This window comes from Acinetobacter sp. WA-87 (assembly GCF_039938935.1).
Lineage (GTDB): Bacteria > Pseudomonadota > Gammaproteobacteria > Pseudomonadales > Moraxellaceae > Acinetobacter > Acinetobacter seifertii.
Map to the genome: position 1 here is coordinate 1,143,140 of NZ_JBDUVF010000001.1, position 15,578 is coordinate 1,158,717.

The following is a 15,578-nucleotide window of genomic DNA, read 5'->3' on the forward strand; positions in this document are numbered from 1 at the left end:
TAATCTCTATTACTGTGAAAATTGATAATTAGTGGATTTTCCATTAATAGTAGCAGTTACTATAAATTTATTAGGTCTACTACTGCCAGTGGGATAACCTACTGCAACTTTCATATTTACATCCTTGCCTAGTTTAACAGCATCTGCTAACTCACTTTCCATAGCTTTCCAACTACCGTTATTTAATGTTTTAGCCATAGGAACTAAATTAATACGATCCCCCGAACCACCAAGGGATGCAGCTATTAAATGCCCTCCTTGATCTCCGGAAATACCACTTTTACCAGCAATACTTTGTTGATAATTATTTCGATCCATTGAAATATTTCTTAAATTGGCAGTAACCTCTTTAACATTTCCGCTATTATCGGTAACATATGCAGCACCATTAGGTAACAAATAAGCTGAATTTGCTTCAAGCTTCCCATTGGCTTGCTTAGCCCAGCCACCTTTTGCTCCCACATCTATTTGATGAATTTTTTTAACATCCCCCCGATTTGCAAGTTCCTCTATTTTTTTATCATCAAAAAATTGACCGTTTTTAATATTTGGTAAACGCTTCGCAATAGTATTCCTATCTTTAAGGAGATCCTGAACAATCTTGACATCTTTTTTATCAATTCCAGTTGCCAGATCAATTAATGCCCAAGTTCTTTCAAGAGGAGTTGAACCAGCACTAAATGCTGTTTTAAAAGAATTCAACATATCTTGATATTCACCTGTAGCAGTATCTTTTAAAATATCCTTCCAAACATTGGTATCATTTAAGTTCTTTCCAGCTTTTTGTAATTCAGTAGCTTTTTTAAAAATCTTATAGGCAGCTTTACCAGTAGATGAAAGCACTTTACCCCAATTGTTTTCTATAGCAGTTGATGCGGATTGCGAAGCAACAGTTACATCATATCCTGCTGAAGCAGCAACTACACCCGAAATCAATTGGCCAACATTTTTAACTTTATTTAGCTGAGCTTGGCTATAATCTCCGTCATTTTCAGGTTCCATATCAAACGATCCAGCAACCATTTCTCCAACTACCGCCCCAATAGCTCCAGCTTCGCATTTTTCTTGTAATGAACTAGCAATACAACCAGCTGCAGCATGAGCTAGTTTATGCAAAATTTGGTCAGAAAGTTCTTTACTACCAAGATCAAGATTTTCACCAATTTCTCCAGCTAAAGAACCTTGTAATGCTACACTCAATCCTGCTACAAGACTTGCACTTAATTTTTCACTTAGACTGCCTCCATTAATTGCCGTATCAACACTAGCACTCACAGTAGAATTAACCAAAGCTTGTCCCACTCTACCTGATAAATTTGTAAAGAATTCTCCAGACTTAGCAGTTTCCTGCAAAGCTTTCATCTGATCAATTGATGCAATTTTACTTAAAACTCCTGCTGTAACAACAGATGTTGCTAAACTCTTAATTGAATCTTTACTTCCTAAATCTTTAAGTGTTTTACCAATATCTCCACCATTATTAATCAAGCCAATACTTGCTTGAGTTGCTAAACTTGTAATAGCAGCATTTGCCATAGCACCAAGTGTAGAAACACCTGTAATTGTAGTTACACCTCCCACTGTTGCTGTTGTAACGCCTGCTGAACCAATCATACTTGCGCCCAAACCAACTGTAGTCCCACTTGCTGCTGTTCCACCAGCAGCACCTGCCGCTGCAGCAGTTCCTGAACCCATCGTAGCAATAGTTACAATAATCACAATAATTGCAGCACCAGCTGCTGTGAGTCCTTGCTGTTTATAGTCCCAATCTTTTTGAGTTAATAAAACTTTTTGCCAATCTACATCTTTTCGATTAACAAACTCTTTTAAATATTCATTTCCTGGTTGCTTAGATAAATCAAGAATCGCATCACGTAGCTCTACCTTATTAACGTCTTTTTCACTAATTGGAACTTGCACACTTAAACCACCAGCGGCTTTAAAAGTAGGTAAAACTGGACCGTTAAAACTTGGTAATTGAGCAGTTTCAGTAAATGAACCTTTATCCTGCATTGCTTGCCAAGCCAATGAGCTTTTTTCTTTTTTTACAAGATCTGTAATAGATGTCTTTGCTGCGATTAACTCAAGTGTTCCTCCAGTTTCAATCGTTGCATTTTTTAAATAATCAAACTCTGTTCCCACAAGTTTCGTCTTATCAACCGCTTGCGTATTAATATAATCTGCTTTTAAATTTGCAGGTAATTCGCTAATCTGAGTTCGTGTTGTATTAGTAGTAGTTTTTGATGAACCTAAAAGTGAGATAAGTTTAGAATATGAGGTTTTTTTTGTAACATCTACTTTACTACTTGAAGATTCCTCTACAGTGTAAAAGTTAAGATTCCCCCCAGATTTAATCGAAATCGTTCCACCCTCAGCAGTAAAACGCCCAGAATAAATATCAATATTATTATCTGGTGTCTTAGCATCTACAGATGGATCTAATTTTTTCGTCTCAATAGAAATATTCTTTGCAGAAATATCAACTGATGCCGCATTTGTGTCATTATTTTCAGAAACAGTCGTAATATATTTTTTCTTTAAGCCACCCCAAGATTTTTTCTTTTCAGTAGTCGTAGTCAGATCATAGCTTTGCTCAATAGCTGCATCAAGTAAAATACTTTTATTTGATTCTATTTTTACGTCACCATTTTTTGAGGTAATACCGGTAGCTTGTAAAACCAAATTATCATCTTTAGTTTTACCTACTGTTCTTATATTAACTCCTTTATCACCATTAATAATGGTAGGGCTGACTAGTGTTCGGAAGCTATAATTTCCATCACCTTCAGTACCTTTACTATAAAAATCTGTATGGCCATCAATAATAATACTTGCATTTAATGATTTTGGTGGCTGATTAGCTCCACTATTAATTGTAGATTTATACTGCTCAGATAAGACTCCACTTGCTTCTAAATTAACCTGTCCCGATTGAGCAGAAATATTTCCACCACTAATAGATAAACCTTTAGCAGAAGTAATATATATATTTCCTATTGTTGAAGTTAATTTAGCTTCAGAATGCTCAGAACCACTGATATTAGAATCAAAATAAATAAAATAATTATTTTTATCATCCAATAAATTATTTAACTTATTTTCTTGATCAATAATATCTTTAAATTTATTTTTTATATTTTCTCTTTCTTTTTTCAACTCACTTATTTGACCTGAAAGTGCCATTTTTTTTGAATGAAGATCATTCATTGAGGCTATCTCCCACTCTTTTTGTTTTGCATTAATTGAATTATTAATATTGTCAATGCTACTTTTATACTGTTTGTAATTTTCAGAATTCTTGAATTTATCTATTATATTATTGATATTAGCCAAGTCTTGCTTTGTATATTCTAACTTACTAATACTTATTTTATTTGTAATATTATTTTTCAAACCATCAACTAGCACATCATCTTTACTTGAAACAATCTTAATATCTTTTTGTGCTGCTAACTGTGAACCTTGAATATCAACTTTAGCACCCTCTAAATTGATACCGCCATTTGCTGTATCCAACTTAACAACTTGTTCCGATCCATTACCACTTGTTCCTCCATAGCCTTTTAAGGTCAAAGTACCAGTTTTAGAAACAAGTTCGATATCACCAACAGCCTTTAAGCTGTAAACTTTTGGGTCAATGGCTAAATCAGAATTGGTTTGAATTGTTAGGTCACCATTTAAACTATTTAACTTTGTATCATTCTTGAGTAAATCACTTCCGACTGCATTTAAGTTCAGTCCAGTCTGGCCTGCAATAAAACCACCCGCCTCTAATAGAACAGCTCCACCTGTTAAATTTGTATTTTGTAATACTTGGTTTCCTGTAGCCGTTACAGAGGTCACACCCTTAGATGTTAAGTTAGTGACTTTATCCGCAATCCATTTGGTCGCTGGCGTATACTCTGCATTGCTATAAACTGTACGACCAGAGCTTATCGCCAGATGCTGGTCTGATGTAGCATTCACACCCTGTATAGTCAGTAAATCTTTTGCATAGAGTTCGGTATTACCTTTTGACGTTAATACGCTATCGATAATTGTACTCATACCTGCTCTACTATTGATCGCAAGTTTACCAACCGTAGAGCCTAAATCTGTATTTTGGATTTTAATATCAGATTTACTATTTTCTATCGAAACAGTTTGTCCCTTTAGAGCATTATTTACCGTTTTAACTTGGCCCTTACCCCCAGTAACAACTACATCATTATTAGCTTTTAAATTTATTCCATTATTACTTGAAACTAATATATCGCCCTGACTCGCATTAACTTGTACTGATTGCAAGTTAACGGTACCATCACCAATCGAGCCAAGCTTTACACCTTTTAAACCACTAATAACAGTCTGATCTGTTGTTAATTCATCTTTATCAGCTGAAGGTATCGCCTTGGTTGCCTGAGTCGAGTTTAAATTTATATTTTTATTTGCGAGTATAGAAATCTTTCCAGCTGAAGATGTGGCCTTTAAGCTATTTGCAGTAACTCCACCAGCAAGTGCGGTTAAATTAATATCACCTTGAGCCTTGAGTGCCTGACTTAAAACAAGATCAGCAATTTCAGAACTCACATCAATATTCTTTTGTGACGTCAGTGCACTATTGAGTGTTATTTGATTGGCATGGAGTTGAATGCTGTCTTTATTGGAAATTTCTTTTGCTGTAACGGTTAAATTATTGGCTGCATCCAGCTGAATCATACCTGTAATAAGCGGAAGTGCCTTGTCAGCATTGTTCCAGACCAGATCACGTCCACTGTAGGCTTTAATGTTTTTGACACGTGTTGCAGCATTTTCAAGTGAAAATCCAAGATTCTTTAGATTCAGATCTCCTGAACTATACAGGTTTAAATCTTTACCCGCATAAATCGTCCCACCTTGAAGATCAATCAGGTTTTGGATATTAGCCGAATTTGCTTGTAGGTTGATTGAACCTAATGATGCCTGTATATGGTTCTCTGTAAGTGATAACTTACCGTTACTTAAAACATTTAGATCTTGGGCTGCAATCAGTTTTGCGCCTTTGGCTGCAACTAAGTCTTTTTGTACTTGTATGCTTGCTATACCACGGTTACTTTTGAGTTCCGATCCCGCTGCAAGATTGATATTCGCTGCATCAATATAGACATCTCCACCTTGTGAGTCATCCATAATGCGGGTATCAGCAGCCAGATTGATATTACCTTTGGCATTAACGATTAAAGGTGATGAAGCCAAGCTGCCGTTATTAATAATAATTTCTTTAGCATTTACATTAAGGTTATTACCTGAATCGATATTTAACATGCTATTACTGTTAATACTGCCTGATGAGTTAATATCGGCAACTGCACCAGTACCCGTTGTTTGTATGTTCACTAAACCTTGGGTTTTACTGGTTGAACTAATTGTACCGCTATGCTCAATTTTCCCTGCACTGGTAACCACCAGATTGTTGACTGCCTGAATAGTCCCTGCGTTAGTCACGCCTAAGCCTTTTTCAGTTCCCATCAAATAGATGTTATTGGCATACATCCCACCCAGTGCTTTAACATCTACGGCTAATGTTGGCGCAGTCCCCGCTCCTGTTTTAGCTGTAACATCCTGTAAATCTGCACTAACATCATTTGCACCTGCAATGACCTGAATATCATTTTTGGCACGAAGTTCAGCACTGAGTTCTAATGCACGTGCATAGAGGTCTACATAATTTGCATCGTTATTATTTCCGCCCAGTCCAAATTTAGAATTAGGGTTTGCTGAGACCGTAATTTTTCCTTGATCTACAGTGAACTGCTTGATACTGCCATCAGCATTTAACTGAGGTTTACCAGTAGTGAAAATTGCTTTATTGGCATTAATAAAGCCACCACCTTTAATATTGATACCAGACGGGTTGGCAATAATGACATCCGCCATTTGCCCTGCAACTTCCAAGTTCCCTTCAAAACGTGAAGCGGCTGATGAATTTACTTCATTTAAAATAACTCTCGCTTCACCTGTAGCCAAAAATGGGTTGGCAGATACATTACCGACGGTTTGAGTAGCAGCACCTTGGCGACTGTTGTTCAATACAGCACCTTCAGCTAATACATCAAATTGTTTATAAATATTATGAGACACACCATTTTTTGGCGTTTGAATATTGACCACAGGAACAACTGTACCTGCCGAGTTCTTACCAGCACCAATCACTGCTCTATTCGCAGCATTTGCAGCACTGTCCGCTACAATATCGGCATATACAGGTGCTAAAGGCATCCATAGGCTAATGCTGGCAACCAACGCTTTTACTTGCCAGAGTTGATGAAATGCCTGAGATTCAGTGTTATCAATATTGCTCTGGGTACTTGCTTCACTTTGGCCTGATGCCTTGGTTTGGCTTCGTACATTTTCGGCCACCGCCACAAACATTTGACGTGCTTTGCTATAAATAATACGATAACTATTCTTGTTCATGAATTAAGTCTTTTCTAAAGTAAATTAATAAGAAAGGTTGATACTAAAACCGGTAACCCAGTCTTTTTTTATGCTGTCAGGTGCAATTAGCCCCCGACCTGTAAAGGCATCCAGATAAAAACTATTTTGATAGGTGCGTAGCCCTAAAACGCTGCCGAGTAAATAACGCTGACCCGGTATGCTATTACGCCCATTGACCCAGCCCTGATCGACTGCCATGTAAAACTGAGTATTTGGAATTGGCGCATTCAAGCTGATTTCTTGCTGTACATACTGTCCGTTATCTCCGGAAAGCATAAGCTCACCATCAAAACCACGCACGCTATAACGACCACCAATATAAAAGCGGTCGTTAGGTACTAAAATTTTCGGTGCATATTGCCCACGCCAGTTAAGACGGTATTGGGCGGGTTTTTCAAGCAAGAGGAAGGGCGTGCTAAAACGTAAATCGGCACTTAAAAGTGGAGCACGGGAGTAACCTTCAACAGGAAGATAGTTTCCCTTATTATCAGTAATGTTTTCTTCTGCTGCAGTTCGGGCACCTACCCCCACCCCACGACGGTAATCGATGCTGCCGTCTAATACTGCATTTCCTAAATATTGACGGTGTTGAAACCCTAAATTCCAGCCCGAGGTTTTACGGTGTAATACTTCAACCTCAATATCATTCATGAAACTTTGGCTTTCTTTATGATAAAGTTTTCCATACAAACTAGTTTTATGCTGCCCACTACGGCTAATCACGCGAGATAGATTGAGGTTGGCTTGTTGGCTATTACCATCATAAATAATAGGATAGTCTTTAGATACTACCCTTCTTTGACTATATTGATAATCATTGTAGGTAAGACCTAAATCATAGTAGCCAACAGGTAACTGATAACTAATAAAGTAACTTCGGTTTAAGTCTTCATGAAAGTCATCTAATGAGTGACCCACGTTTAGCGATAAAATATCATTTAAATGGAACGGGTTATTGATACCCACCCCCATATTTACCATATGGATACCAGTGTCCTGATTACCCGAGTCATCTACACTTAAATTGAAATTAACTTTTTGAAGTGGCTGAAGTTTGAGTATTAAATCGCTATAGCCCGTTAACTCTTTATCTTGGTGAGTTGCGGGAGTAATTTGCATATCTACTGCGTAGACACGTTTGAGATTTTCCAATCCCTGATCGAGACTTTTTAAATTCACAATGTCGCCCGCTTTAAAGGGCAAGCCTGTCTTAAGCTGTAATGAGGAAATTTTCCCTTCTTGTATAACAATCTTATTCAGACGACCAATTTGTATACTCAGGTTTAGATTACCCTGATTTAAGTCTTGCGGACTCACAACAATTTGACTGGTAATAAAACCCTTTTTTAAAAGTTCATTTTGTGCATAGTTCACAATGTTATGTAAGCTTTGGGTACCAATACATTTACCCAAAATATTTTGTGGGTGTTTTTTTATAGCCTTAACCACAAAGTTAAATTGCTGCAAGTCTGATTCTGACTGACCATTTAAAGGGATAAGACTAATTTTTTTAACTGCTACACAAGGGCTCTCTTCAACAACCAGATGTTTAAAATCCTGTAAAGGCTTGCTGTTTTGATAAGGAGTTTGCTGAGTAATTTGGTCTTGTAATTGCTGACTCAGCTCTTTAAGTCGTTGCTCTTGTAGTAATTGTCCCGGTAAGGAGACATCTTCGATGGCATAAACATATTGATTAAAACCCGCAAAAAAAATAATGGAAGAAGTTATAAAATTTCTAGTTAACATTTTATAGACAGAATTGTATGTATATTCACATTATTTTACATAAACACAATATATACCTCAATATTTAAATGGAATAAAAAAAGCTAGACTCCCGCCTAGCTTTAAAGATATTTCATCTTACAGCTTAAATATAATCAACCTTTTGCGCTTTTAAAATATCAAGCTGCAACATCTTTTTCTTTTTATATTTATAGGCAATAAATAATCCAACAAACCATACTGGTGAAAACTCTAAAGCAATCAGTGTGTCATGATCTAAAGCTAAAATGACGATCGTAAAAACTAAAAATAGCATCGTCAGCCATGCCATAAATAAACCACCCGGCATTTTATATTTTGATTGAATATGTAATTCAGGACTTTTCTTACGATAATAAATATATGACATCACAATCAGCATAAATGTAAAAATACATAAAATTGAAGTGAGTGCTGAAATAATCGTAAAGGCAGTCATAACATTTGGAACAATAAATAAAATAGAAGTTCCAAGCGTTACACAAGCCATTGAAAAGACGAGTCCTCGAATTGGAACTTTTCTTTTAGACAGCTTACTAAAGCTTTTCGGTGCATCATTGTCTAATGCTAAACCGTATAGCATACGGCTGGTTGCAAAGATTCCACTATTTGCCGAAGAAAGAGCTGAGGTTGCGACAACGAAGTTAATTAAACCTGCCGCAATTGGTAAGCCAACTAACGTAAACATTTCCACAAATGGACTTTTTTCTGGTGAAATTTTTGCCCAAGAGGTAACTGCAATAATACAAACCAATGCGCCTACGTAGAATAATAAAATACGTAAAGGAATAGAGTTAATGGCTTTTGGCAGTGAAGTATGCGGGTCTTTTGTTTCTGCGGCAGTTGTACCAACAAGCTCAATACCCACAAATGCAAATATGGCAATTTGGAAGCCCGCTAAGAAACCTGTTACACCATAAGGAAACATAGATTGTGTTTCAAACAAATGGCTCATCGAAGCTTTGACGCCATTTGGAGAAGTAAAGCCCGTACTAATTAAATAAATACCAGCCAAAATAAACAGGATAATTGCAGTAATTTTGATGAGTGAGAACCAAAACTCAAGCTCACCAAACAGCCGAACTGCCACAAAGTTGAGTATGGTTAAAACTGCCAATGAAGTAAATGCTGGAATCCAGACAGGTAAATCGGGATACCAAAACTGCATATACCCTCCAATCACAATCACATCGGCAATCGCTGTAATAATCCAGTTACACCAATAAGACCAACCCAGAAAAAAACCTGCCCATGGACCTAAATAAGCGGTTGCGAAATCGGCAAATGTTTTAAAGTTCGTGTTGGCAAGCAATAACTCACCCATTGCTCTCATCACGAAGAAAAAGAAAAAGCCAATAATTAAATAGGTTAAAATAATTGAAGTCCCGGAAACACTTAATGTTTTTCCAGAACCCATAAATAATCCAGTACCAATTGCACCGCCAATCGCAATCATTTGAATATGACGATTGGTCAATGAGCGTTGCAACTTTTCCTCCTCTTGCTCAGTCATGTGCTGACTGCCTAGGAGGTCTCCTTCCAGGAACTGCTTTCCTTTATTATTACTCATGTAATATTAGCTCCAATTTATAGCAACCGTTATAAACGTTTTAATAATATGAGTGATATGAGCTTCGATTAAGCCGAATAAATCATCTTATCAATATTATTAAAACCACTTATAATTTAGTAAATTCCATTTTTAAATCTTAAAATAGTTATTTAAAACAATAAAATATAAACCATAGAATTATCCCGTTATACCTCATCATCTTAATATCTAAAATGAAATAATAAGTTCCATTCATTCAATTAAGATGATGTATATCCATATCAATTTTTTGACTCAGGGATAATATAATATTCCTCATAAAATGTGGTGAGTTGTAAAAACTCACTGCCTAATTAACCGCCATTTGCAAATATTGATTATTTTCCAATCTATTCATAGCTTTTGATTTTGAAACCTGTTGAACATTAATACTCAATATTCGAACCTCTGCCCCATTTTGAACATTCAACTGTTTAGCCTGCTCTAAACTAAGCTGTATTCGATTTTGATAAGGTACGCTATACACTACAATTGCCCGATAATTTTCATAATCATCATTGGCAATAATGTAAGGTTCATCACCTAAACTTAGATGACTAGGCTCTACAATCTTTACAGTTAAAATCTGACTTTCTTTAATGGCACGTAAATTTTCAATATCGGCCTGTAATGTTGCTCCGCCATCAAAAATATCGACATAGCCTTTGTAACGAAGCCCTTCTTCTAGCAAAAGATTGTAGGCTGGCCGCGTATTTGGATGAACCATACCAATTGCCGCTTTAGCATCGTCTGGCAACATATCGACATAGAGCGGATGTCTCGGCATCAGCTCGGCAATAAAAGCCTTTTGCCCTATTCCGCTTAAATAGTCCGCTTTGGTAAATTCAATATTAAAAAATTTATGACCTACCGCATTCCAAAATGGTGATTGCCCATTTACATCGGAATAGCCACGCATTTCAGCCACAATCGTTTCTTCAAAGTATTGGCGAAATGCGGACAAAAACAAGAAACGGACTTTTGATAAAAACTTGCCATTTTTATTTAAACGATAGTCTGGGTCTAAAAATAACGTACAAAGCTCACTACAGTTGGTATGGTCATTACTCAAGTACAAAGTCGGTAAAGCGTTATAAACACTTAAAGGTTCGGACGCGTGAACTTGAGTACCCACATGGAAGTTATACCAAGGTTCTTTTAGACCGAGTGCCACTTCAATACCGCAAACACCTACGACTTTGTTGAGTTCAGTATCTTCCAAAACAAATAAGTAAACCTGATCTGCTTTTGGGAGTTCGCCTGCTACTGTTTTACATGCTCGTTCAATACGTGCAGCCAACTTTTCCATATTTGGCTGCAAAGATGTCAAACCAAAACCCGCTTTTTGAGCCAAAAGGTAAAGATCATTAACATCCTTAGGTTCAATGTAGCGAATAATCATCATGCGGCTTGTTCATCCTTTTGAATTTCTACAAAGCGAGCAAGTGCACGTTCGAAGCGTTTTAAACCTTCATCAATATCAGCAAACGGAATAATTAAAGACGGCGTAAAACGTACAACATTTGGTCCAGCAATCAGACTCAGTAAACCTTCCTCACCCGCAAGGTTATTAATATCTTTTGCTTTACCAGCGAACTTGTCTTTTAAGGCACAACCAAGGAGTAAGCCTTCTCCCCGAATTGTTTTAAAGACTTCATATTTTTCATTTAATTTATTTAAAGCGTTTTTATAGTAATCATGACGCTCTTTTACGCCTTCAAGCACTTCTGGCGTATTAATAAACTCAAATACAGCACCAGCAACCGCACTTGCTAATGGGTTACCACCGTAAGTTGTACCGTGTGTACCCACTGAAAAATGCGGAGCAAATTTATCAGTTGTTAACATTGCACCGACTGGGAAACCACCACCTAATGCTTTTGCAGTGGTAAGAATATCCGGAGTAACACCTGAGTTCATGTAGGCATAAAGTGAACCTGTACGGCCTACACCAGTTTGTACTTCATCAAAAATAAGTAACGCACCAAACTCATCACAGAGCGCACGTAAACCTTTTAAAAATTCGATGTCAGCAGGAATAATACCGCCTTCACCTTGGATCGGTTCAACAATGACTGCACATGTTTGCTCATTAATCACCGCTTTTGCAGCTTCTAAATCATTGTAAGCAACATGGCTAATGCCGTTTGGAAGTGGTGCAAAGTCTTGTGAATATTTTGGCTGACCACCTGCTGAAACGGTAAATAAAGTACGGCCGTGGAAAGCATTATTAAATGCCACAATGCCACTTTTGCCTGCAACACCGCTGTCGAGTCCAACTTTACGAGCAAGCTTTAATGCTGCTTCATTCGCTTCTGCACCTGAGTTACAGAAGAATACTTTGTCTGCAAATGTATTTTCGGTGAGTTGTTTCGCAAGGCGTAGAACGGGTTCATTGGTATAACCATTGCCGACATGCCAAAGTTTTGTTGCTTGTTCTGTTAACGCATTGACTACCACTGGATGCGCATGACCTAATGCGTTTACTGCAATCCCGCCTGCAAAATCGATATATTCTTTATTTTCTTGATCCCAAATACGTGAACCTTCACCACGTACCGGAATGAAATTTGCCGGTGCAAAAACTGGAACCATCCACTCGTTAAAGTCGCTACGAGAAACTGCAAAATTATTCATCTTATCTAGTCCATTAAATTGAATTATTCGGGTGAGCTAATGCCCCTATTATTCAAAATCAAATTGATTCACAAAATTTGTAATTCAGCAAAAAATGAATTATTTTTTACCAATTTGATAATTGACAATGACATTATGGACAATATTGATCAAATTATTTTAGGTTTACTCAAAGACAATGCACGGATGTCTGTAACCGAGTTAGCCGAAAAAGTTCACGTCTCAAGAGCAACCATTAAAAAGAGAATGGAGTATCTTGAGTCTTCGGGCATCATTACTGGCTATACAGTTCGTTTTAAACCGAATGCGGAACGCAACGTTATCCGTGCATGGATGAGCATTATGGTCGAAGGTACCAAAGCACAGTCTGTGATTAAAGAATTACGCCTAGAAAGTGCGGTGGAATGCTTGCATAAAACCAATGGTAAATGGGACATTTTAGTCGAGCTACGCTCTGATACTTTAGAAAATTTTGACAAAGTTTTAGAGAGAATTAGGAATATTTCAGGTATTTATAACAGTGAAACTAGCATTCTGCTTGCGAGTCATAAGACCTGATCATTCACTTTAATTTCAAAAAATAAGAATTGATGAGCTAAGCATAAAGTTTGGCTCATCCCTCCATTCATACAAAGAAATTTCCTTGAACACCCACTATTAAAATTAAAAACCATCACAACCATAATCCACTCTAAAAAGCCTCAATAAATTTTTAATTTTTTTTAAATAATCAAATCAAAAACTTAAAATCCAATTTGATTTAAATTTTCACTTTTTTCACTCACTCCTCTCATCAAGGCATTTGACAGAAAAATTAAAACATAATACATATAGTATTATATGTTATATGTTAAAACCTAAGGACAAGGTATAAGAAAATGGCTAAAACTCAACTAAAACACTTTATTAACGGCGAATATGTTGCTAGCAAAGCAAATGATTACTTCGACTTGGTGAGCCCAGTCACTGGTGAAGTTTATGCACAGTCACCCAATGCAACCGATGCAGAAGTTGATGCAGCCTATGCCGCTGCCAAAGAAGCATTTAAAATTTGGGGACGCAATACACCATCAATGCGTCAAAAAGCATTACTGAAGTTAGCAGATGCTATCGAAGCAAATGCTGACCGTTTAATTGAAGCGCAAAGTCGCAATACAGGGCAGTTAAAACACTTAATTGCATCTGAAGAAGTCGGTGTATCAGCAGATCAAGTTCGTTTCTTCGCAGGTGCGGCTCGTTTACTCGATGGCTCAGCAACTGGCGAATATTTAGAAGGTTTAACGTCTTCTATTCGCCGCGAACCCATCGGTGTAGTTGGCCAAGTTACACCTTGGAACTATCCACTTATGATGGCAATCTGGAAAATTGCGCCTGCCTTAGCTGCTGGTAACACAGTGGTACTCAAACCAAGTGATACTACACCTGAAAGTACTCTTTTACTTGCTGAAATTGCTGCACCATTTTTCCCGAAAGGTGCATTTAACGTGGTGTTAGGCCAAGCGCAGGTCGGTTCAAAAGTGGTATCACATAAAACCCCTGCACTCGTTTCGATTACAGGTTCTGTTCGTGCCGGATTACAGGTTGCAGCTTCAGCCGCTGCAAATTTAGCAAAAGCTCATCTTGAGCTTGGTGGTAAAGCACCTGTAGTGGTTTTTGAAGATGCCGACATCGACAAAGCAGTTGAAATGATTGCTTTAACGGGCTATTTCAACGCAGGACAAGACTGTACTGCGGCAACACGTGTGATTGTGGCTGAAGCAGTTCATGATGAGTTTTTAGCTAAACTCGTTGAAGCTGCCAAAAATACCCGTTTTGGTGATCCCGATGATCAAGATGCGCTTTATGGTCCACTTAACAATGCCAACCAATTGAAAAATGTTAAAGCATTTATCGACAACTTACCTGCTCATGCCAAAGTTGAAACAGGCGGAAAACAAGCAGACCGTCCGGGCTTCTATTTTGAACCGACTGTTATTAGCGGTTTAAAACAACACGATGAAGCCATTCAAAAAGAAATTTTTGGACCAGTCATTACCGTCCAGAAATTTACCGATGAAAATGATGCCATTGAAAAAGCCAACGATGTTGAATATGGCCTAGCTTCAAGTGTCTGGACTAAAAATCATGCCCGTGCGAATCGTCTGTCACGTGAACTTGATTTCGGTACAGTTTGGATTAATACCCATATTCCTTTAACTGCGGAAATGCCACACGGCGGCTTCAAAAAATCAGGTTATGGTAAAGATTTATCTGGCTACGGTTTTGAAGAATATACCCGCGTTAAACATGTGATGAGTTCAAACGAATAATAACAATGCGTTTTGAAAGGAGATCAAAATGAATAAGCAAGAAATGAAAGACTTGGTGAGCAAAGCCCATCACGAGCTATTTAATTTGCATGACACCACTGCTTTGGACCGTTATTTTTCTGAAGACTTTATAGAGCACTCACCACTCGTTGCAAATGGTATTTCGGGTCTTCGCCAATTGGTAGAGGACTGCCCAGACATGCAACACCAAGCTGTACGCGTGCTCGCAGATGGTGATTTGGTTGCAATTCATGGCCGCTTTCAGGGATTAGATGAAAACCCTTTGGTTGGCTTTGATATTTACCGAGTAAAAGACGGCAAAATTGTGGAACATTGGGATGGGCTTGTAGCAGAAGCAGAGCCAAATGTAAGTGGTAGAACCCAATTAGACGGCCCAACCGAAATCGTCACTCACCATGACGCAGAGAAAAACCGTGAGATTGTGACGTCTTTCTTTAAGGAGTCATTAATTGATGGAAATTACGATGCTTTCAAAGAATACACCCACGGCGATCAGTTCATTCAACATAGTCCAGATATTGGAGATGGCGTTAAAGCCGTCATTGATTTTTTGAACAATATCCGTAATGAAGGACAAGGTTTGGTATACTCAAAAACGCATCGCTCCATTGCTGATGGTCAATTTGTATTGACTCATTCCGAAGGTAGTATTGCCGGAAATCGACATGCCTATTTTGAATTATGGCGTGTAGATAATGGCAAAATTGTTGAACTTTGGGATGCAATACCAGCCGTGCCTGAAGATGAACAGGCTGTCCATGGTTATGGCGTGTTTTAATAATTATTTATCCGCTTCATTA

At 37.7% G+C, this 15,578-nt stretch carries 8 protein-coding genes; 3 read left to right on the top strand and 5 right to left on the bottom strand.

Going from position 1 to position 15,578, the window contains the following annotated elements; translation table 11 throughout:
- Nucleotides 1-9 precede the first annotated feature (9 nt).
- From ABFY81_RS05455 to ABFY81_RS05475, 5 genes are all read right to left on the bottom strand, one after another.
- A complete protein-coding gene (locus tag ABFY81_RS05455) occupies nt 10-6,435 on the bottom strand; it encodes a DUF637 domain-containing protein (protein WP_347913268.1) in 6,426 nt (2,141 codons plus the stop codon).
- Between the two features lie 24 nt (nt 6,436-6,459).
- The gene (locus ABFY81_RS05460) at nt 6,460-8,202 is read right to left on the bottom strand and encodes a ShlB/FhaC/HecB family hemolysin secretion/activation protein (protein WP_347913269.1); all 1,743 of its coding nucleotides are present in this window, start codon (nt 8,200-8,202) and stop codon (nt 6,460-6,462) included.
- A 124-nt stretch (nt 8,203-8,326) separates the two neighbouring features.
- The gene (locus ABFY81_RS05465) at nt 8,327-9,790 is read right to left on the bottom strand and encodes an amino acid permease (RefSeq protein ID WP_019458197.1); all 1,464 of its coding nucleotides are present in this window, start codon (nt 9,788-9,790) and stop codon (nt 8,327-8,329) included.
- 331 nt (nt 9,791-10,121) lie between these two features.
- Entirely contained in the window at nt 10,122-11,216 is a 1,095-nt protein-coding gene (astA, locus tag ABFY81_RS05470) for an arginine N-succinyltransferase (protein ID WP_347913270.1), read from the bottom strand.
- A complete protein-coding gene (locus tag ABFY81_RS05475) occupies nt 11,213-12,448 on the bottom strand; it encodes an aspartate aminotransferase family protein (protein WP_347913271.1) in 1,236 nt (411 codons plus the stop codon). The genes astA and ABFY81_RS05475 overlap by 4 nt, the downstream gene beginning before the upstream one ends.
- A 135-nt stretch (nt 12,449-12,583) precedes the next feature.
- Between ABFY81_RS05475 and ABFY81_RS05480 the strand changes: the two genes are divergently transcribed.
- The 3 genes from ABFY81_RS05480 to ABFY81_RS05490 all read left to right on the top strand — a co-directional run bounded on the left by ABFY81_RS05480 (nt 12,584) and on the right by ABFY81_RS05490 (nt 15,556).
- A complete protein-coding gene (locus tag ABFY81_RS05480) occupies nt 12,584-13,006 on the top strand; it encodes an Lrp/AsnC family transcriptional regulator (RefSeq protein WP_002001056.1) in 423 nt (140 codons plus the stop codon).
- Nucleotides 13,007-13,326: 320 nt separating this feature from the next.
- Entirely contained in the window at nt 13,327-14,757 is a 1,431-nt protein-coding gene (locus tag ABFY81_RS05485) for a gamma-aminobutyraldehyde dehydrogenase (protein WP_347913272.1), read from the top strand.
- Nucleotides 14,758-14,785: 28 nt separating this feature from the next.
- On the top strand, nt 14,786-15,556 hold the full coding sequence (locus tag ABFY81_RS05490; protein WP_191000488.1) for a nuclear transport factor 2 family protein: 771 nt from the start codon (nt 14,786-14,788) through the stop codon (nt 15,554-15,556).
- The last annotated feature ends 22 nt before the right edge of the window (nt 15,557-15,578 follow it).